At 53.1% G+C, this 20,751-nt stretch carries 16 protein-coding genes; 6 read left to right on the top strand and 10 right to left on the bottom strand.

All coding sequences use genetic code 11. The features are described from left to right. Positions 1 to 391: 391 nt before the first annotated feature. The 5 genes from ccmN to SPI6313_RS12050 all read right to left on the bottom strand — a co-directional run bounded on the left by ccmN (position 392) and on the right by SPI6313_RS12050 (position 4,227). Complete coding sequence (gene ccmN, locus SPI6313_RS12030) at positions 392 to 1,069, bottom strand: beta-carboxysome scaffolding protein CcmN (protein ID WP_072621220.1); 678 nt, start codon at positions 1,067 to 1,069, stop codon at positions 392 to 394. A gap of 64 nt (positions 1,070 to 1,133) precedes the next feature. After that, positions 1,134 to 3,131 carry a beta-carboxysome scaffolding protein CcmM gene (gene ccmM / locus SPI6313_RS12035; protein ID WP_072621221.1) on the bottom strand — a complete coding sequence of 666 codons (1,998 nt, stop codon included), beginning with the start codon at positions 3,129 to 3,131 and terminating at the stop codon, positions 1,134 to 1,136. 67 nt (positions 3,132 to 3,198) lie between these two features. Then, the gene (ccmL, locus tag SPI6313_RS12040) at positions 3,199 to 3,507 is read right to left on the bottom strand and encodes a beta-carboxysome shell vertex protein CcmL (protein ID WP_072621222.1); all 309 of its coding nucleotides are present in this window, start codon (positions 3,505 to 3,507) and stop codon (positions 3,199 to 3,201) included. Between the two features lies 1 nt (position 3,508). After that, positions 3,509 to 3,844: a carbon dioxide-concentrating mechanism protein CcmK gene (locus SPI6313_RS12045; protein WP_072621223.1), complete on the bottom strand. Its 336-nt coding sequence runs from the start codon at positions 3,842 to 3,844 to the stop codon at positions 3,509 to 3,511. Between the two features lie 71 nt (positions 3,845 to 3,915). Continuing rightward, the gene (locus tag SPI6313_RS12050; RefSeq protein WP_072621224.1) at positions 3,916 to 4,227 is read right to left on the bottom strand and encodes a carbon dioxide-concentrating mechanism protein CcmK; all 312 of its coding nucleotides are present in this window, start codon (positions 4,225 to 4,227) and stop codon (positions 3,916 to 3,918) included. An 857-nt stretch (positions 4,228 to 5,084) separates the two neighbouring features. Here SPI6313_RS12050 and SPI6313_RS12055 point away from each other — a divergent pair. From SPI6313_RS12055 to SPI6313_RS12065, 3 genes are read left to right on the top strand one after another with little or no spacing between them, the layout of a single operon-like run. Beyond that, entirely contained in the window at positions 5,085 to 6,989 is a 1,905-nt protein-coding gene (locus tag SPI6313_RS12055) for an NAD(P)H-quinone oxidoreductase subunit F (RefSeq protein ID WP_072621225.1), read from the top strand. Between the two features lie 42 nt (positions 6,990 to 7,031). After that, positions 7,032 to 8,576, top strand: coding sequence for an NADH-quinone oxidoreductase subunit M (locus tag SPI6313_RS12060; protein WP_084669199.1), 1,545 nt, complete (start codon positions 7,032 to 7,034; stop codon positions 8,574 to 8,576). 4 nt (positions 8,577 to 8,580) lie between these two features. After that, complete coding sequence (locus tag SPI6313_RS12065; protein ID WP_072621226.1) at positions 8,581 to 9,708, top strand: CO2 hydration protein; 1,128 nt, start codon at positions 8,581 to 8,583, stop codon at positions 9,706 to 9,708. Positions 9,709 to 9,719: 11 nt separating this feature from the next. Here SPI6313_RS12065 and SPI6313_RS12070 read toward each other — a convergent pair whose 3' ends face one another. The 4 genes from SPI6313_RS12070 to SPI6313_RS12085 all read right to left on the bottom strand — a co-directional run bounded on the left by SPI6313_RS12070 (position 9,720) and on the right by SPI6313_RS12085 (position 13,371). After that, on the bottom strand, positions 9,720 to 10,730 hold the full coding sequence (locus SPI6313_RS12070; RefSeq protein ID WP_072621227.1) for a ParA family protein: 1,011 nt from the start codon (positions 10,728 to 10,730) through the stop codon (positions 9,720 to 9,722). After that, the gene (locus SPI6313_RS12075; protein ID WP_245788731.1) at positions 10,727 to 11,398 is read right to left on the bottom strand and encodes an ATP-binding protein; all 672 of its coding nucleotides are present in this window, start codon (positions 11,396 to 11,398) and stop codon (positions 10,727 to 10,729) included. The genes SPI6313_RS12070 and SPI6313_RS12075 overlap by 4 nt, the downstream gene beginning before the upstream one ends. A 161-nt stretch (positions 11,399 to 11,559) precedes the next feature. Then, positions 11,560 to 12,141, bottom strand: a complete 582-nt coding sequence (locus SPI6313_RS12080) for an AlbA family DNA-binding domain-containing protein (protein ID WP_217650584.1) — start codon at positions 12,139 to 12,141, stop codon at positions 11,560 to 11,562. A gap of 48 nt (positions 12,142 to 12,189) precedes the next feature. After that, positions 12,190 to 13,371, bottom strand: a complete 1,182-nt coding sequence (locus tag SPI6313_RS12085; protein ID WP_245788733.1) for a GNAT family N-acetyltransferase — start codon at positions 13,369 to 13,371, stop codon at positions 12,190 to 12,192. A gap of 127 nt (positions 13,372 to 13,498) precedes the next feature. On the opposite strand from SPI6313_RS12085, the gene psbP reads away from it, so the two are divergent. Together psbP and SPI6313_RS12095 are read left to right on the top strand one after the other, a co-directional pair. Further along, positions 13,499 to 14,044 (top strand): photosystem II reaction center PsbP, encoded by a 546-nt coding sequence (gene psbP / locus SPI6313_RS12090; protein ID WP_072621229.1) that lies wholly within the window; start codon positions 13,499 to 13,501, stop codon positions 14,042 to 14,044. A 7-nt stretch (positions 14,045 to 14,051) separates the two neighbouring features. Further along, positions 14,052 to 15,830 (top strand): ABC transporter ATP-binding protein, encoded by a 1,779-nt coding sequence (locus SPI6313_RS12095; RefSeq protein ID WP_245788998.1) that lies wholly within the window; start codon positions 14,052 to 14,054, stop codon positions 15,828 to 15,830. A 327-nt stretch (positions 15,831 to 16,157) separates the two neighbouring features. Here the strand turns inward: SPI6313_RS12095 and SPI6313_RS12100 are convergent, their stop codons facing one another. Next, positions 16,158 to 17,282 carry an RNA-guided endonuclease InsQ/TnpB family protein gene (locus SPI6313_RS12100; RefSeq protein WP_072621231.1) on the bottom strand — a complete coding sequence of 375 codons (1,125 nt, stop codon included), beginning with the start codon at positions 17,280 to 17,282 and terminating at the stop codon, positions 16,158 to 16,160. 406 nt (positions 17,283 to 17,688) lie between these two features. On the opposite strand from SPI6313_RS12100, the gene SPI6313_RS12105 reads away from it, so the two are divergent. Continuing rightward, positions 17,689 to 20,688 carry a CHAT domain-containing protein gene (locus SPI6313_RS12105; RefSeq protein ID WP_217650585.1) on the top strand — a complete coding sequence of 1,000 codons (3,000 nt, stop codon included), beginning with the start codon at positions 17,689 to 17,691 and terminating at the stop codon, positions 20,686 to 20,688. Positions 20,689 to 20,751 lie beyond the last annotated feature (63 nt).

The raw sequence follows: 20,751 nt of genomic DNA on the forward strand, positions 1-20,751 counted from the left end.
GCTTATCACGAAGGCTCAACCTTTTTAGGAAAAGTCTAGGCAATTTTTTGAATCGGATAATTGTGATTCCTTTTCGGAGACATTAAGAAAATTAATATTTTATTAAAAAAAGATTACTGGTGTTTTTTTAAACAAAGAAAATCGCTCAAATCCTTGCTAGCTAAGGGTTTGAGCCAAGTGGCTAATGTTCTAGGACGGAATGAATTAGGACAATCTTGCGTAGACTAAGCCAAAGTCCAGGGGTCTAAGAAGAAGCTGATTGGTAGCGCGGGGAGCATTCCACGACGATGCCCAGATCTATGGCGATCTATGGTTACAAATGTTTACAATTTTGATAGTATTGACTCTCGTTTTTCTCAAAAAAACAATAACTATAGATCCGATCTTAAGGCTATTCCTGCTGACGACTCTGAATCTGTTCATCGTGGGGAAACAGGGTAATCAGTAATTGATTAATCATGACTTTACTTTTCTTCAATCGCTCCGATTGTTGCTGGGTGGATTCATCCGGCGTTGCGATCGCAGCAGACTGATCAACGTGAGGTGAAGATTCAGGATGATGGTTAGGCGGTTCGGGAACAGGAGTCGGTTCAGGGGGTGGGTTGGGTGTTGGTTCGGGTGGTGCTGTCTCAAGAGACCAAGGATCGGATTCAAGATCTGAGGCTTGCGATTCTGGGGACGATGCAGATGCAGCAACGGGGTGAGGGGGCCGATTTTGATCGGATGGCGCACCGAGGAGGCTACCGGCGAGGATGACATCCATGGCGGAGACAGAGGTGGCGTAGAGGGTAGACAGTCCACCAATACAACTGTTGGTGCCGATGTGACAGGGGCCAACAATTAAAACTCCTGGGCCAAGACTTGCGCCTTCGGCGATCGTGATTTCACCGTTGCCGGCGTTGAGGATCACGCCCATGCCGATACAGGCTCCGGCTGCAATTTCAATCCGACCTTGGGGGGCTGCTAGCAAAATTGCACCGGGAGCGATCGCCGCACTGGGATGAATAATGACATCACCGACAACCCGGACATGGGGCAGTGAACAAAGGTGCAAAGGTTGCAAAGGCATGACCACGGTGGGAAAAATGGCAAAACACCAAAGTCAGCCGCGCTGACTTTGGTGGGAACGAGGCTTACGGGCGTTGGATGATTTTTTCCAACACACGCCGCTTCGCTTTGGCATCAATTCCGAGTAACCGCACATATTCCCCGGCATGTTCGGCTAAACACCCTTCTAAGTGGTTGAACACTTCGGCTTCGCGGGTGGCTGAAATGGGAGCACAGGGTTTCCAGGACTTGGCGCGGAAGTGACGTTTGTCGGCATGTTCAGTGCCGATGGTGTAGCCTTGACGCAACAGATTCCGCACTTGATCTTGTACCTCAGGATCAAGTTGGGTGCTGGTGCTGGCTCCAGTACGGCTGTAACCGTTGCTGGCGGGGGTACTAAAGGCGGTTGCTTTCCCGTTGCTGCTGGCTTTGGGGGCGGTGCTGTCGTCAGGGCGTTGAATAATCACCTCTTTGATGCGGCGATTTGCATCGAGGTCAACGCCGATTAAGCGCACATATTCCCCTTGGCAGTCGCTCAAAATTTGCGACAGTTGGGCCATCACTTGGGCTTCACTAGTGCCGCTCAAGCCTTCACAGGTGAGCCAAGATTTCGAGCGATAGCGGCGCTTGCTGGCATGCTCAGCGCGAATCGCTAGACCTTGACTGAGCAGTTGGCGAACCTGTTGGGTCAGGTCACCGCTGCCGTTGGCACTACCGTTGAGGCTGATGCTGGCTTTGCCGTTGACTTTACCGTTGGCTTTTGTCGCACCGGGGACATCATCGGGGCGTTGGATGATGGTTTCGAGAACACGCCGTTTGGCGTTGGCATCAATTCCAATCAGGCGAACATATTCGCCTTGGTGGTCTTGGAGACAATTATTGAGTTCTGCGATCGCATCCGCCTCCCGTGTCGCCTTAATTTGCGGACAGGTCTGCCAAGATTTCGAGCGATAGCGACGCGCATCCGCATGCTCAGTGCCAATCCGATAGCCTTGGCGCAACAAGTCACGGACTTGGGTCGCGACATCACTCGATAATGCACCCACCGCCGCAGCCCCAGCCCCTCGACCCGTCGGCCGAGATGACACAACGACGCTTTTCTGGCGCTTACGGACAGGGGGCGCACCATCGGGACGTTGAATAATTTCTTCGAGAACCCGGCGTTTCGCATTGGTATCCACACCAATCAAACGCACATATTCCCCCGGAAATTCCCGGAGGCGGGATTCAAGTTCAGCCAATACCTGATCATCGCGACGGCCTTGGATTGATTCCGCCGTCAGCCATGACTTCGATCGATAACGCCGCGCATCAGCATGTTCTAGGCCAAGGCTATAGCCTTGGCTCAGCAAGGATCGCACCTGTTCAATTGTTTCTGGACTCAAGCTCATAGTTCCTACCAAATCATGATCGTCAGCAGTGGGAGAATAGCCATTCCCCGGTTTAGAGTGCAGTTCATCCACTTCGTTGCGAATCGGCAAAATGCAAGAAGGGTCTTCCGCACAGCGATAGCCCGTCAATAAGGCCTCATTCACCTCAACCACATGATGGGCAAACGCCCGATCATCTTCATGGACATCAGGCAAGCGATCCGCCTGCTGTTGATTGGTGATCACAGCCCCCGACGGCACATATTTACCCGCCGGAATTTCCACATCCTGAATCAAGGCATGCATCATCACAATGCAGCCATGACCCACACGGGCATTAAAGACCGTTGAACGAAAACCAATAAAGCAATTATTTCCGATATACACCGGCCCATGGATCAAGGCCATGTGGGTGATACAAGTATCCTCCCCAATCCAGGCGGAGTAGCTTTGACCATCATCCCCCACAACCCGGCCTTTTTCGAGGCCATGGACGACTACACCATCTTGAATGTTAGTGCTCGCTCCAATGTGGAAGGGAAAGCCTTCATCTGCCCGAATCGATGTTCCAGGGGAAATCAGTACATTTGCACCTATTTTGACATCACCAATGATGTTTGAAAAGGAGTGAACGTAAGCAGATTGATCGATATCTGGTTCGGCTAAATCTCTAGACCACGGGGTAGGGGGAGCCGCCCGCCGACGAACGACCATAGTCCTTTTCCTCTAATGTTGAATGAATAATAGTTGAGTGAAGGTGTCACACACCGAATGCTCTGTGCTACAGGCGGTACTCGCCTTTCTTGCTATAGAGCAAGCCTTTATCCACCGATACAGTGTCAATAATGCCAACGACAAGGGCATCAATTGGTCGTTGGTCTTTGTCTCCCGCAGGATTGGGGGCGATCGCACGGCGACTCACCAGCACCCACTCCCCCATCCCTGCACCCACTTGGTCAGCAGCGACTTCATAGCGGGGCAACAAGTTACCGTCATGGTCAATCATTTGCAACAACAGCAACTTAATCCCCGTCATTGTGGGGAGCTTTTGGGTACTCACCACTGTGCCCATTACTTGCGCGAGTTGCATCCTAAACTCGACGCATCGGAGGATTCACACTTTCACGGAATTGCTCCACCGCTTCGGTGTAGCGAATCGGGAGCACATACTCCAAGTTTTCATGGGGACGCGCAATGATGTGGGTAGACAGCACTTGACCCCCATCCACACGCTTCACATTTTCAATCCCCGCCGACACAGAAGCCTGTACCTCGGAAACATCGCCCCGCACAATCACGGTGACCCGTCCAGTCCCGATTTTTTCATAGCCCACCAGGGTCACACGAGCGGCTTTCACCATCGCATCCGCTGCTTCTACCACAGCCGGAAAACCTAAGGTTTCAACCATTCCAACAGCAATCGACATAATAATTATGCTCCAGATATCAATAAAGAGAGTTTCACAAACGATGGAGAGGAACGAAATTCAGCAGCGCATTAATAGGTGCGGAACTGTTCCACTTCTTCGGTGTAGCGAATGGGAAGGACATACTCCAAGTTTTCGTGAGGACGCGCAATGATATGGGTTGACAGCACTTGACCACCGTTGACGCGGGTCACATTTTCTTTCCCCGCTGCCACCGACGCTTGCACTTCCGACACATCACCCCGGACGATGACCGTGACACGACCTGAACCAATCTTTTCGTAACCCACCAGGGTCACCCGTGCCGCTTTGACCATCGCATCAGCAGCTTCTACAACGGCCGGAAAGCCAAGGGTTTCAATCATTCCTACTGCAATGGACATTAGTTAGTCTCCTTAGTACGCACGTACATAAAAATGTATTTAGAATGGGCAATAGTCCCACAACTCCGAAGAACTGCGAGGTGGACTCAAAATTCTCTTGGCAATCAAGTGAGGCGCATCCATTGGACAGGCACAGACCTGCGAGCGTGACCAACACGCTGCTTGAGTGAAATTCCAACGAATTCAATCATCAGCCTGTCGATACAATTCTTGAGAATGAGATTCTTGAGGTTAGGATTGCGAGCCAAGAATCTTGGTGTTATCCAGATCAAACTCGCCCTAGTTAGCAGAGCTAAATAGAGACGGGGGTGTCCGTTTAGAATATCTTCAATTCTTGACCTACTCAAAAGCATAGGAAACCTTTGCACCTTTGACAATATAAATCTTTATGATTTTTTTAAATCTTATGGTTAATAAAAATTAATGTGGTTGCTGTTTTTGTCAACCTCGTGCCAATCCTGTCTGGCCAAGCTCTGAGGGGAACGGGACAGGGTGCTTTATAATTTTTTTAGCTCTGGAGAGACCACACGATAGATGTGGTTCGCAAACAGAGTGGTGGTGCGTTCTCGGCTTGACCGTCGAGTCGTCCAGTTGAAAATTCTGGCTCGGCTGTTCCACCGATCGGCCCTTGCTTGTGGTAGATCTGCCAGATTTGCCAGCGGGACAGTTCCACCGATCGCAATGCCGACCATCCTATGTCCTACCGCTGTGCTTGGCCGTCCGATGGGAACGCTCACGGGGGAGGGATGCGACTCAGGCCGATTCACGGTCAGACTATCCCGGTTGAATCCCTGCGATCGCGTTCCACCATGACCAGAATTTTTCATTCATGATGCTGCCCAAGTTATCCCGTCCCTATGGTTGAGTTGCTTCTCCAAAATATCTGGCTGATCCCGATTTATGGGTTGATTGGAGCAATCCTGACCCTGCCCTGGTCTTTCGGCTTCATCCGCCGCACGGGCCCCCGGCCAGCAGCCTACGTTAATCTTTTGATGACGCTGCTTTCCTTTCTCCATGGTTCGATCGCCTTTAATGCCATTTGGACTCATCCCACCCGACAGGTGATGTGGCAATGGTTACAGGTAGCGGATCTGACCCTGACGCTCAAAATCAATATTTCGCCCATTAGCTTGGGGGCGTTGGAAGTGATCACCGGGATTAGTCTCTTGGTGCAACTCTATGCCTTGGGCTATATGGAAAAAGATGCCTCCCTGGCGCGGTTTTATGGCTTGATGGGGCTGTTTGAGGCAGCGTTGAGTGGGTTAGCGATTAGTGATTCTCTGTTGATGAGTTATGGCTTGCTCGAAATTCTCACCCTTTCAACCTATCTGCTCGTGGGATTTTGGTATGCTCAGCCCTTGGTGGTGTCGGCGGCGCGGGATGCGTTTTTAACGAAGCGGGTCGGGGATATTTTGCTGCTGATGGGGATTGTGGCGCTGTCGAATTATGGGGAGGGGTTGGATTTTAGTCAGTTGGCGAGTTGGGCGGATGACTCAACGTTACCGCCATTGACGGCGACGCTGTTGGGGTTGGCGTTGATTGCGGGGCCGACGGGGAAATGTGCGCAGTTTCCGTTGAATTTGTGGTTGGATGAGGCGATGGAGGGGCCGAATCCGGCGGGGATTATGCGGAATTCTGTGGTGGTGAGTGCGGGAGCCTATGTGCTGATCCAGTTGCAGCCGGTGTTTACCCTGTCGCCGGTGTCGGAAATTGTGCTGATTACGTTGGGGACGGTGACGGCGGTGGGGGGGTCGCTGATGGCGATCGCCCAAATCGACATTAAACGCACTATGTCCCATTCCACCAGTGCCTATATTGGCTTGGTGTTTATTGCGGTGGGCCTGAACCATGTGGATATTGCCCTGTTGTTGCTCTTTACCCATGCGATCGCCAAAGCCCTCCTCTTCATGAGCGTCGGCAGCATCATCCTCACCACCAGCAACCAAAACATCACCGAAATGGGCGGTCTCTGGTCGCGGATGCCCGCCACCACCACCGCCTATGTGGTGGGAGCCGCCAGTTTGATCACCGCCTTTCCCCTCGGTGAATTTTGGACATTGCGCCGTTGGCTCGATGGGGCTTGGCCGATTCCCCCCTGGCTCTTGGTGATTCTGGGCTTTGTGAATATTCTCAGCGCCATGAATTTGGTGCGGGTCTTTCGCCTCGTCTTTCTCGGCCCCAAACAGCCGAAAACCCGCCGCGCTCCAGAAGTCCCCTGGCCGATGGCGTTTCCTCTTGTTACCCTGACGTTGGTTGCCCTGTTGATTCCCACGGTTCCGATCCGGTGGACGCTCTGGCTCAGTGCTGGCGCACCGATGCTCCAAGTCCCACCCCCCTGGACGATTACTTGGGGATTACCGATTCTGATCGCGTCCGGGGTGATCGGGCTACTCCTCGGTTTCTGGATTCCCCTCCAGCGCACCACCGCTCGACCCACCCAAATGGGACTGCGCTTTTTCCAAGACCTGTTTGCCTATGACTTCTATATCGAACAGATCTATAAACTGACGGTGGTGAATCTGGTGGCGAGTCTGTCGCGGTTGGCGGTGTGGTGCGATCGCTACATTGTCGATGGCGTGGTGAATTTGGTGGGATTGGCGACGATTTTCGGGGGGAATACTTTGAAATACAACACCTCTGGGCAATCTCAGTTCTATCTACTGACGATTTTTCTGGGGGTAGCGGCTTTGTTCTGGTTGATTTTTAGTGGCCAGTGGTCCATCGTCACCTCGGTGTGGTCACTGTGGTTTGCGGGCGGTTGATCGGGGATTGGTGCTGTTTTAGATGGAGATGGGTTGACTATGCTGTTGAGTGCTTTAATTTGGATTCCGGTGCTGGGGGCGATCGCGATCGCCCTCCTGCCGCAATCCGTACCCAATCTCTGGGCGCGACGGCTGGCCTTAGCGATCGCCCTCCTCGTCCTGCTCCTCTTAATCCCGATCACCCTCGGCTTCAACCCCGACCACCTCGAACCCCAATTCAGCGAATATCTGCCCTGGATTGGCGTGCTGGGCCTGAATTATCACCTCGGCCTCGACGGCCTTTCCTTTCCCCTCGTGCTCCTCAACGGATTTTTAACCCTCGTCGCCATCTTCTGCACCCGCGCCGAGATTGATCGTCCCCGCTTCTACTTCAGCCTCATTTTGCTCCTCAGTGCCGGAGCCGCCGGAGCCTTCCTGGCCCAAGATTTACTCCTATTCTTCCTCTTCTATGAAGTGGAAATCATCCCCCTCTATTTCCTGATCGCAATCTGGGGCGGCGGTCGGCGCGGCTACGCAGCGATGAAATTTTTGATCTACACAGCCCTGTCGGGCATCCTCGTCCTCGCCTCGTTTTTGGGGTTGGTGTGGGCCAGTGGGGCGAAAACCTTCGACTACGAACCCCTGCGCCATCACTCCCTCCCCATGGAAGTGGAAATGGCATTGCTGATCATGCTCTTGATCGGCCTATTCATCAAAATTCCGATTTTCCCCTTCCATACCTGGCTCCCCGATGCCCACGTGGAAGCCTCAACCCCGGTTTCTGTGCTCCTCGCGGGGGTGTTGCTGAAGTTGGGAACCTATGGGCTGATTAAATTTGGTGTGGGCCTCTTTTTCAAAGCCTGGATCATTTTGGCTCCGGGCTTGGCGATCCTAGCGACGATCAGTGCCCTCTATGGGGCCTTTAGTGCGATCGCCCAACAGGACATGAAAAAAGTCGTCGCCTACTCCTCCATCGCCCACATGGCCTATATTCTGCTCGCCGCCGCCGCCTGTACCCCCCTGAGCATGACCGCCGCCGTCTTTCAAATGGTGAGCCACGGTTTAATTTCTGCCCTGCTCTTTGTGTTGGTCGGGGTGGTGTATCAGAAAACCGGCACGCGGGATGTGACAATCCTGCGGGGCCTGCTCAACCCAGAGCGAGGCTTACCGATTACCGGCAGTTTAATGATTATCGGGGTGATGGCCAGTGCAGGATTACCCGGTATGGTCGGGTTTATCGCCGAATTCATGGTATTTCGGGCCACCTTCGCTATTTTCACAATTCCGACCCTGATTTGCTTGGTCGGCACCGGCTTAACGGCGGTGTATTTTTTATTGATGGTGAATCGGGTCTTTTTTGGACGCTTGCCCGACAACTTGGCGGCCATTCCCAGGGTGGCATTTCAGGATCATTTACCCTCCTTAGTCTTGACGGCATTGCTGGTGATCTTTGGGTTACAGCCGGGTTGGGTGGTGCGCTGGAGTGAAAATCAAGCCACGGATTTTGTTGTGAGTCCGGAACTGCGCCGCACTGCACTACAGGACGTGCGATCGCCCGGCTTCGCTCCCCCCATCGCCCCCACCCTCTCTACCCTTTCCTCTGACTAAGCCCATGCTCACCGCTCCCCCAACCCCATTTCAACCCAACATCAACGACTTCATCGCCCGCCTCGAACAGGGCCAAGCCCTCCTCCATGACAGCCCGGAAAATGTGATCGAAGTCGTCGGTGTGCTCAAAAGTTACGGCATTGTCCTCGATGCCTATTCCCGCAATCTGATTTATATTGCCAATCATCAGTTTTTGCGTCTGTTTCCGTTTTTTAAATATGTCAACGGCGATCGCAGCCTGCCCCGCCTCCTCAAACATTGGTGGCACGATCGGATCAACTACGAATACGCCGAATACTGCATGAAAGCCATGTTCTGGCACGGTGGCGGCCGCCTCGATACCTTCCTCGACACCCCCGAATTCGCCACCCTCGCCGCCGCCGCCATCCAAGCCCGCTGGCACGGCAACCCCGCCATGCTCACCCTCCACAAACTTTTCCCCGACTACCTCCCCGAACAGGTACGGCAACTCTGCTACTACAGCGCCCTCGGCCAATTTTGGCGCGTCATGAGCGATATTTTCATCGACCTATCCGATGCCTACGATCGCGGCGAAATCCACACCATCCCAGATGTGGTGGCCCTCATCCTCAACGGCCTCGTCGCCGATGCCAGTCGCCCGATCACCTACCAGGTCGAACTCCGCGGCCAAACCTACGACCTCCTGCCCCCCTCCCAGGGCCTCACTTTCCTGATGGACACCGCCGTTCCCTACGTCGAAGCCGTCTTCTTCCGAGGCACTCCCTTCCCCGGCACGATTTCCTACAACGCCCAAGCCTACCAAATCCCCCAAGATCAGGGACAATTCGCCTACGGTGCGCTCTATGCCGACCCCCTTCCCATCGGTGGCTCCGGCATTCCCCCCACCCTCCTGATGCAAGACATGCGGCATTATCTCCCGGACTATCTCCACGCCATCTATCGCGATCGCCTCCGCCAAGAAGACGATCTGCGCGTCCAAATCTGCGAAAGTTTCCAAAAATCCATGTTCTGCGTCACCACCGCCGCCATCCAAGGCCTCGCCCCCCACCCCTTTTCCACCACCGACCCCACCGAAAAAGCCGCCAACCACGCCTATCTCAAAGGCTGGCTCCGCCGCCTCCAAGAATCCCGCCTCTCCCGCGTCGCGTAGCTCAGTTCAAATTAAAATGTGGGCAATTTCAGATCGATGCGCTCTGCAATCATCTGAGCTAAGGATTTGAAATCGTGATACACATTTTTGACCGCTGCCAGATGAGACCCAATCGCTCCATCCGCAGGCTTGAGATGGAACATGGGCTTATGGGACTCTTGAGCCATTGGCATCAAGCTTTGATAATGCTTGAGCAGTGCTAGACGATGGGGATCATGGGATGGGTTTTGAAATTCTTGTACCTGATGATGCAGCACATCGAATTGATAGGTACTTGGAATGCGCTCAATCCATTTTTGAAACGCCTGCACTGGACGATCAAAACGAACCCCATGTTGCAAGATGACGTATCCAACGGGTTGCATTTTACCGGTGGGTAGATCGAGGTGCTGAGGGACTGGGTTTTTTGGAATCCGTTCTTGCCATTCTCTTCGCCACCGCCTAACTGTCGGCCCCAAATTCTTTAGTCCTTGTAATGAAAATAAATCTGGAGAAAGGGGTATCACAACATAGTCTGATGCAATCAAGGCTGCTCGGTTAATCGCGCCTAAATTAGGCCCTAGATCAACTAAAATAACATCAACATGTTTTTCGGGGGCTGGCTGGCTTAAAATGCGCCAAAATGCTGAAATTACACGAAAAGATCGCTCTTTTCGATCCAAACAATCAGACCATTGAGACGATAAATCATCTTCAAATCCTGAGAGCTTTAAGTCTCCAATCAGAAGATTCAGATCATCATCTATTTTTTCAAGAGTTGGGGTATTAATGTCACCGATGCCACTAATTAAAGGTTGAACACATCGAAAAATAGTATCGTAGCGATCACTATGATTATTTTCCCAAATTTCTTCGAGTCGATCCTCGTCTAAAAATGCTGCGGTTAAGTTGGCTTGTGGATCTAAATCAGCAGCAATGACGCTCAAGCCTAAATCAGTATACATCCAGGCTAAATGATAGACCAGGGATGTTTTACCAACACCACCTTTATTATTAAAAAATGCAATGATGGGTGGGTTCATACTGGCTTCCTCACAATCACAGATGTGTATGAAGTTTCGAGCACAAACTCTGGGGCTGGATTCCCATTTTTGGTTAGGGCACGTTTCGCGGATGGAATCCCATAACCAAAGCGTTGTACGTAACCTAAATCTTTCATAACTCCGGCGAGATGAGGATTGCGATAATCGGTTACACCCTGACCAAAATTTTCAGGCGTGACCTGCCCAAATAAACCGCCTGGGTTAGAAATTTCAATGCGATCGCTAAACCAGTACACCCTCACGGGCGCATTTGTTTGATCGTAGGAACGATGCATGATCGCATTGCGCGTGAGTTGCCAGAGGGCCTCAATCGGATAGTCAGGTTTTTGGATTTCACGGGCGTAACTGGTGATATCTGAGGCAATAGAAATGTTGATTTTGATGGTTTCATCTAACACTCGTAAGATATCCAGTAATGAGCCGGTGATTTCTTTTTGATCTCGAATGGGATCACCGAGTTCAGTGCCGTCAATTCTCAGGAATTGGATGTAATTTCCAGGGATGAATTGTCTAGCGTCGTTGCCAATGACGAGAATTCCCAATACCGTGGGATGACATTCCGGTTCAGGCGTTGTAAAACGAACAGATATTAGTTGTTGAGCTGGTTGACTGACAAAAGATTGTGCCCAAACCTCAAAAACCCTCACTATGCCTGGATTTCAGCGTTTTATAATCGGAGCCCCCTTATCGTGAACCATCTTGGCACTGGATTGGAATTGGCAGAAGCCTTGCCAGTACTCAGTTATGGCTCTCTACAGAGGTGATCGCTGAGATGCCTATGGGACAAGAGTTTTCAAAGTTTTGTCAGTCAATCAGGTTGTTGAGTGAGCGATCGCTGATTTGCTTCGAGAACATCCGGAGCTAATGCTGAGGTTAAATAGTCACGTTGAAAACTATCTAAATTGAGATTCTCAATCAATGCATTCGTCAACGGATATAAATCAAAGGGTAAGTCTTTAACACGTCGTTTTTCGTTGAGGCGGCGTTCTTCTTCAGGGGTCGCGATCGCTCGCCTTGGCCCAACCCGTATCCAGGTTCGCCCATCAAATCTGACTGGTGGGGCATCCGAGGGTTCCACGAGCACAACAGCTAATTCACAATGGTTCAGGCATCGCTTATTGACTTGGAGGGCTGGAAACGGCAAGATTTTGCCATCAGACCGTAGATTAGCAAGACTGAGCAGCAGATCATCAGTAATGGATAAATGAGCACAAGTTCCATCATCATTTACACCAATAAAAAGAACGCCAGGTTTTTGATAATTGGGTAAATCATTGGCAAAGGCACAAATTGCCTGTCTGATTTTTTTGCTGTCTGAAGGCGAGGCTTTGCGTTCTACTCGATCAGACTCTAGATCATTGAGAAATGCGATTAACTCTTGATCGTCCATCGGTTTTTTTAACTATCCTCAATTATGGATACTTTAAAAGCATCTAATTTAAATGTTTAGTTTGATTTCTTGTTTGTTGAAGGGGAGATCGTTGTTGATCGCGTCGATTTCCTGTTGTTCCATGTCGTTGATTTCGGGAATGTAGGCGCGGAGGATTTGGCTCATGCGGGGGTCGTAGAAGCGGTGGAGGCTGTGGTTGGGGGTGGCGGGAAAGCCGCGCCGCCGTTTGTGACGACCCCCTGCGCCGGGATCGTACAGGGTTATGCCTTGGCTGATCGCCCATTCGATCGGTTTGTAGTAGCAGGCTTCAAAATGGAGGCAGTCGTATTCTTCAAAACAGCCCCAATATCGCCCGTACATTTGGGTTCCTTTGCGGAGACAGAACGACATTCCGACGGGTTTGGGGTCGATTTGGTCTGCGGGGTAGGCGACGAAGAGGACGATGCGATCGCTGTAATTGGGATACAGTTGCTCGAAAAATTTGCGCGTCAGATATTTACTACCCCAATAAAACTTTTCGCAGGTGCTGCTGTAGAAGTTGTAGATATTGGAATAGAGGTGATGGGGGATTGCGTCCCCGGTTAGGGTTTCAATACGGAGGTTCGCTTTTTGGACGGCTTTGCGTTCGCGTTTGATGTTTTTGCGTTGGTTGGAATTGAAAATTTTTAAATAGTCGTCGAAGGTTTGAAATTCGTGACTCTTCCAAATGTAACTGTGGTGGAGCCAACTGCTCAGGCCGCATTGTTCCGCGAGGGGTCGCCAATCGGGATCAACAAAGAGAAAATTCACCCCAGAAAGTTGGTTGCGATCGCAAAATCGATCAATTTCGCGCATCATTTGAGCCGTCATCGCCGCTTCATCCTCACCGGGAGCGATTAAAAACCGATAGCCCACCGTCGGAGTGATCGGAGTCATGCCCACCAGTTTCGGATAGTAGGAGCCGCCTAGACGATGGCATAGATCTGCCCATTGATGGTCAAAGACAAATTCGCCATAACTATGGCCTTTAATATAGAGGGGAGCCGCGCCGATCAGGGTGCGATCGCGCCATAGGGTCAGGTGACAGGGTTGCCATCCCGCCCGCGCCGTCACACTGCCGGAGGTTTCGAGATTATGCAGCCACTCCCACTCTAAAAACGGAGTCGCCAAGGGTAAGGCGAGGTCATCCCAGGCGGCTTGGGGAATTTCCGCGAGATGACTATGCCAAGACAAACGATATTGAGCCGCCACGATCCCATCCAATAAAAATCACGCTTTTAAGGTAGCGTATGGTGCTGGGTTGCGGGGGCGATCTGAGGAGATGGCGTGATCTGCCCTTGGTACAATCAAGACAGTCCAACCGATCGCACGATTCACCATGTTTCGACCTGTCCGATTTTTAGGTTTCTTGCTGGCTGTGATCCTGTGCTGTACGGGTTGCACAAGCGCGATCGCCGGATTGCAACCCTACCATAACGGTCAATATCAGTTCCTGTATCCTAGGGGCTGGGTGGCAGTGGATGTGCAGAATGCGTCGCCGGGGGTGGCGCTGGTGCTGCGGGATATGGTGGAACGCACGGAAAATGTCAGTTTGATTATTAGTGACGTTCCCGCTGGGCAAAGTCTCGCAAGCCTTGGCACACCGACGGAGGTGGGCTATCGCTTTTTTCAAGAAGCCAAAGAGAATCCCCTCAAGCGTCAGGTGGAATTTATCAACGCCGATGCAGCGGAAAACGCGGGGGAAACCTATTATCGGCTCGAATATGCGGTCACCTTTCCCGATGGTCAACAGCGCCATAATCTCGCTGATGTGGTGATCCACAACCAAAAACTCTACACGTTTAACCTGTCTACGCCAGAGCGACGTTGGCAACGGTGGAGCGATCGCTTTCAAGCGGTGGTGAATTCGTTCCAGGTGTTATAAACCCTTGGTGCTCCAGGCCATCCGCCCCCGGTGGTACGTTGTGCAACAGGCGTTACTCCTGATCTGGCACAGTGGCAAAGGCTGGGCGATCGCTCAACTGAGTCTGGCGCTGCTCCAAGGACTCTTACCCTTTGCCAGCTTGCTGCTGATCCAGCAATTGATCGACACCTTGACCCAGCCGGAGCCGAAGCTGGGCGGGTTGGGGTGGCTCGTGTTCGGGTTGGGGGCGGTGCAACTGGTGACGGCGGCTGGTAGCACCGTGGCGGGAGTGGTGAGTGATGCACAACAGCAACAGATCACCGACTATGTGCAGGATCTGTTGCACGCGAAATCGATCGCCCTAGACCTGGAATATTACGAAAACGCCCAATATTACGAGAGCCTCCACGCCGCCCAACGAGAAGCCCCCTACCGTCCGACCGCTATGATGAATCACCTCACCAGTTTGGTGCAGCAGGGGGTGGGGTTGGGGATCATTGCGGGGTTGTTGGTGTCGCTCCATGGGGCGATCGCGCCGCTGTTGGTGCTCACGGTGTTGCCCTTTGCGATCGCTCGCACCCACCACAGCCGCCAACTCCTGCACCACTGGCGACAGTGGTTACAGCAAGAACACCGCGCCAACTATTTCAGCCACCTCCTCACCGACGGCAACCACGCCAAAGAGATCCGCCTTTACGATTTGGGCGATCGCTTTCACCACCGTTTTGCTCAACTGCGGCGCAGGGTCCGCCTGGAAAAACTGCGCTTGTCCCAGCGGCGGGCCAAGGCGGAAATCATCACCCAAGGCGGGGCTGCGATCGCCATCTTCGCCCTGATCGCATTCCTCACCCTCCGCACCGCCCAAGGCCACCTCAGCCTCGGCAGTTTCGTCCTCTACTACCAAGCCCTCAATCGCGGCCAGGACAGCCTACGGACATTCCTGAAGAGTCTGGCCAGCCTCTACGAGCACAGCCGCTTCTTGATCAGCTTTCAAGACTTTCTCGCCCTCCCCACCCAAATTCACGAACCCAGCCAGCCCTACCCCGTCCCCACCCTAATCACCAAGGGCATCAAATTTGAAAACGTGACCTTTCACTACCCCAACCATGCCAAACCGGTGTTAGCGGGGTTAGATTTTGAGATTCCAGCCGGGCAGACGGTGGCCCTCGTGGGAGCGAATGGGGCCGGGAAAACAACGTTAATTAAGCTCCTCTGTCGCCTCTACGAACCGACGGCGGGGGCGATTACCGTCGATGGGGTGGATCTGCGGTGTTTTAGGGTGCGGGACTGGCGGCAGCAGTTGGGGACGGTGTTTCAGGACTATGGGCGCTATAACCTGACGGTGTTGGAGAATGGGACGTTAGCCGATCCAGCAGCAGAATTATCAACCGTGCGCCGCTGGGCGGCTCAGTTGGGACTCGATGGGAAAATTATGGGGTTTCTCCAGCAGTACGAGACGATTTTGGGGAATCAGAGTGTGGCGGGGGAGGAGTTGAGTGTGGGGGAGTGGCAAAAAATGGGGTTGTTGCGGGCGTTGGTGCGCTCGGCTCCGGTGTTGATTTTAGACGAGCCGACCAGTGCCATTGACCCCCAAGCGGAGGCGGATTTAATTGCGCAATTTCACGCCTTGAGCCGCGATCGCACCACCCTGATGATTAGCCATCGCCTGTCTACGGTGAAAGATTGCGATCGCATCTATGTCCTCGCTCACGGCCGCATCACCGAACAGGGAACCCACACCGAACTTCTCGCCCAGGGGGGAATCTATGCCCGTCTCTTCCACGCCCAAGCCCAGTTTTATCAATGAATCTCCCCAGCCATCCCCATCTGTATTTGTTTTACTAAAATAGTGCGGGAGTCTGAAAGCCCCGTCAATTGATTGCGGGGATGAAAGACGGCACGAGCGACGTTAGTCGCCCTCCTTGGGCTAGTCGTGTTAGGCTGCTATCTGGGATTTCAAACGTCCAGGAACGATCACAAGGCCAAAAACCGACAGGCCTGGAAGCATTTCAAGGGTAAGCAGGCAGCGTAATGAGTGGGCGGATTGCCTGCGTCATCCAATCTAACGATTTGGTCGCCTCGGAAGACTTGAATTTGACTTACTCCCCCGTTTAGAAAACGGGGGATTCTGGGATCAAACAGCAATAGCAGGCAACGCCTGTCTGACATCACCTAACCCAATGGCTGAAGCCCCAGCCACTTTAATATTCATCGCCGCATTCTCATCCCGGTCATTCTCTGCCGAGCAACTGGGACACCGCCAATGGCGAGTCTCTAAATCCAGATGCTCCAAAATATGACCACAACTTGAACAGGTCTTGCTCGAAGGGAACCAGCGGTCAACATAGACCACCCGCTTCCCCTTCTTCGTCGCCACCCACTCCAGGATTTGCAGAAACTCCCGAAACGCCAAATCACTCACCTTACGCCCCCAAAGCCGCTGCATCGCCTTGAGGTTCAAGGTTTCAAAACACAGCCCATCAAACTGATTCGTCAGTTGATGGGCTAACTTCCAAAACCAGTCCCGCCGTCGATGGGCAATATCTTCATGCTTGCGGGCTAAGTTCAATCGGGCACGTTCTCGATTCGCTGAACCCTTTTGCTTACGGGACAACTCTCGACTCGCTTTGCGAACCGAGTTAAGTGACTGCTTGAAGAACAAGGGGGCATCAATCTTGAATCCCTCAGAACAGGTCAGAAACGTCTTAAGTCCAAAATCAAAACCAGCAATGTTACCTGTCTCGGTTTTGACTTGGGGTTCTGACAGGGTATCTACCGTGACAATCATGAACAGTTCTCCCAAGGGAGTTCGTTTAATCGTCACGGTCTTGACCTTGCCCTCAATGGGGCGAGAGTGCCAATATTGATAGACTTTGTTCCCAATCCTGACCCGGTTGCCACCGAGGAATTTGTACCCAGCTTGCTTGAGGGTGAAGGATTTGTACTTTCGGGTCTTCTTAAAGTTTGGCAGGCGAACGCCTTTTTTGTTGTGTTTGAAGAACAGTTGATACGCTTTCTCAATTCGTTGGCAGATATCCTGTACGGCTTGAGAACCCACCTGCAACCACCAGGGGTTCCGTTTCCGAAGCTTGGCGATGTGTTTTTGCAGTCGGGCGCAGTTCAAGTGCTTGCCCCACATTCGGTAGTACCGTTTGTGGAGGGCAACACAATGGTTGTAGATACGCCCTGCGGCATTGATGGTCCGCTTGAGGTATCTATTCCGCTTATGCTGGTAGAGCTTGAACTTGAGCGTTTTCATGGTTGCTATGATACCTCGGTATCACGGCTGAATAAATTCAGCCCTTCGCTTATATCCCCCGTTTGGAAAACGGGGGCTTTACGCTTTACATTCGTAATACTGGGGTTAATCCAAGGTTAATGATTAACCAATAAGATGGGAAAAACCGGGGAAAAGGTGTGGAAAACGGCGATCGCTTGGGGAAAAGTCGTCCGCATGCGGGGGATGAATCGTGAAGTTGAGGCGGAATGAGCCGCCACGCCCTCGCCTAACGTTGAGCTAGATTGGGCAGAATCCCTCAGACTTAGATCATGGGCGGAGGGCCAATTCAGATTATGTTAAAAAGAGTGATCCGAATGTAGCTTAATTGAATGCCCTGCTAATGTTGCAATTCCCGCTGCAATGGTTGAGGGATCTGATTCGTGCCATGTTTAATGCCGAATCCCCGACCCCCCATCCCACTGAAATCACCCCCCTGACCAATGATGGGTATGAATCCCTGTTCTACCAAATGTTAGAGGGGGTGGCGCAGGGGTGGCAGTGTGATGATCTGGTGAATCGCTTGGGGATTCGTCAACATGATCCCTGGTTTGTGTCGTGGCTCCATCGCTACGGCAAGAGTTTGCTGCGTCAATCACCCCAGTATCTCAACCGGGAGATGGCTCTGCGGATGGTGCGGTTGGGGAATTTGGGCTGTGGAGAGTTGGGGGATGTGTCGGCAGGGTTGGGACGACGCTTGTTGAATATGAGCGATCGCGCTGCCCTCAACGCCCCGCAAGCCACGAAGCCCGCCACGGTGCTCACCTCTGATGATCCCCACGAACTGTTTAAATACGGCCTCGAACTCTACACCACCGGCGAACTCGATGGGGCGATTTCCCTCTGGCGCACGGCGTTAGAGCAGCGACCGAAGTTTGAGCAGGCGGAAAATGCCTGCGGAGTCGCGCTGTATTATCAGGGACAACGGGCCGAGGCCCTGGCGCAGTTTGAACAACTCCTCAGCCACCATCCCGATTCTGATTTAGGGCATTTTAACCAGGGTAATTTGTTGCTGGGGTTGGGGCGATTTAGGGAGGCGATCGCTCATTTCACCCATGGTATTGAGCAGGGGCAAGATCTCAGTTACTATGCCTATCTGGGGCGCGGCCATGCTTACCATCGCCTGGGGGATCATGCCCTGGCCTGGCGGGATTATGAGGCGGCGATCGCTCTCCGGCCGGATTGGCCCTGGGGCTATACTGGCCGGGGGATGGTGACTCTGGCCTGGGGAGATGGAGAGGCCGCGATCGCCGACTTTAGCCAAGCCCTGCACCATGACCCCAATGATTACTACGCCTACCACGGTCGGGGTCTGGCTTGGCAAGCCTTGGGGCGACACCAAGCCGCCGTCGAGGACTTCACCCAAGTCATCCTCCTCGCACCCAACCTGCATCAAGCCTATTACAATCGCGGCAACAGCCACGCCGATTTAAGCCACTATGGCAAAGCGATCGCCGACTACAAAGAAGCCCTCGCCCTCCAACCCCAATCCGTCTTCGCCCTCAACGGTCGCGGCCTGGCCTTGAGCAAAATCGGACAAACTGAGGCCGCCCTCGCTGACTTCACCACGGCTCTGGCGCTAGATTCTGACTGTTGGCAAGCCTGGGTTAATCGTGGCTGGACACTCTACAACGCCCCCGACCAGGGCCCCACCGCCGCCCTGCAAAATTGGGAAACCGCCATCAATGAACTGCAACACCTCAGCCACGATCGCGCCCTGGCCCTCGGAACCCTAGCCCATGCCATTGGCCAAGTGTTTGGACAGGTGGCCCAAACGCAACCGAAGCAGGCGCGACCGCTGCTAGAACGTGCGATCGCTGCCCTCCGCCGCAGCCTCGACTTTCTCCAAGATCAGCCCAACCTTGAAGCCTACTACCTAGAGGTGATGACGGATCTGATTGTCACCTATCAGCGCACCGGCAGCATCCTCAACACCAAAAATCACCTCAACATTGCCCTGCTGATCATCAATCAACTGCAACTCAACGCCATCAACGTCAGCCAAAAACGGCGCTGGTTGCATCAATTGCGGGGGATCTATCAACTCAAAGTTGAGCAACTGTCCCAAGCCATCGACCCCAAACAGCGGCTCCAAGCGATCGAACTGGCCGAAGAACGGCGCAACGCACTGCTCCAGAGTCAACTCAATCCCGACTGGGACGGTCAGATCCTGCCGCCCCCCACCTATAGCCAGATGCAACAGTTGCTCACCGAAGAAACCGGGCTGCTCTATTGGCACATTAGTCCCGCCAGCATTACCCTGTTTGTCGTGCTCCATCGACAGCCTTTACAGGTGATCCCAGGCAACTACGACCAACTAAACCAGTTTCGGGATTGGTGGCAGCAGTGGTCGAGCTTGGAATTTGTCAGTGAGCAGCACAGCCAACAGCCCGAAGATGATCAGCATTGGCGCAATCAACTCTTGCCGCGCTTGGCGGAACTCGGTGAGATTTTGCAGTTGGCCCAGGTGTGGGAACGGTTGCCGGAAGACCTGACCCATTTAATCATCGTGCCCCATCAGAAATTGCATCTCGTTCCCCTCCATTTGGCGATTAATCATCCCCAGTTTGATCATCTTGCCTATGTGGTGACCTATCTGCCGTCGGTACAGATGGGGTTAACCCTGCTACAACACCAGCACGAGCGCCCGTTGCCGGCCTTGCGATCGCTCCTCACCATTGCCGGATCGGCCGGGGTTTCTCCCCATGCCGCCGCCGAAGTTGCGATCGTGGCTCAGTTTTTTGAGCATGACTCGATCGACCCAGGCCAAGCCACGCCCGCCCAGGTACAGTCTGCCTTGGCTACAGCGGTGGAACTGTGCCATTTTGCGGGGGATGCTTGGTGGGATGGTACATGGGGCGAAACCTCAGGCTTGCAGTTGGCGCAGGATCGCCAGGTTGCGATCGCTCAACTCAAACACCTCGACGCACCCACGCCCCCCTTCGTCTGTCTGTCGGGCCACTGGCTCCAGTTGGGGCCAGATTTTCACCTTGACCTCGAAGGCTTAGGGTTCCCAACGGTCTTTCTCCACAAAGGGTCTAGCCATGTGGTGGTGAGTCTCTGGCCCGTGGCGGAAATATCCACGGCGTTACTCATGGGGTATATGTATGCACTGTTAAAGGACAACATCACGCCTGCGATCGCCCTCCATCAGTCCCAAAACTGGCTGCAAACCTTAACCTATCAAGACCTGCTGCACCACTACGAGACCCTCCTCAAGCACCTGACCCACGCCGCCCCCCCCGGCCTTGACCACCTCAAAATCGCCCAGAACCTCGCCCAAGCCAAAGCCGAACGCCTCGGCCCAACGGTCTGCCCCTACGCCCATCCCTACTATTGGGCGGGTTTCACGATCACGGGCCTGCCCTACGGCCTCCATACCCCCTAGTCCCTTCGCCCTCGGTGGAGAAACCTTGGGCATTCCCCCATCCCGACTTCATCTAAAAAAGTA

Origin of the sequence: Spirulina major PCC 6313 (genome assembly GCF_001890765.1) — a bacterium.
GTDB lineage: Bacteria > Cyanobacteriota > Cyanobacteriia > Cyanobacteriales > Spirulinaceae > Spirulina > Spirulina major.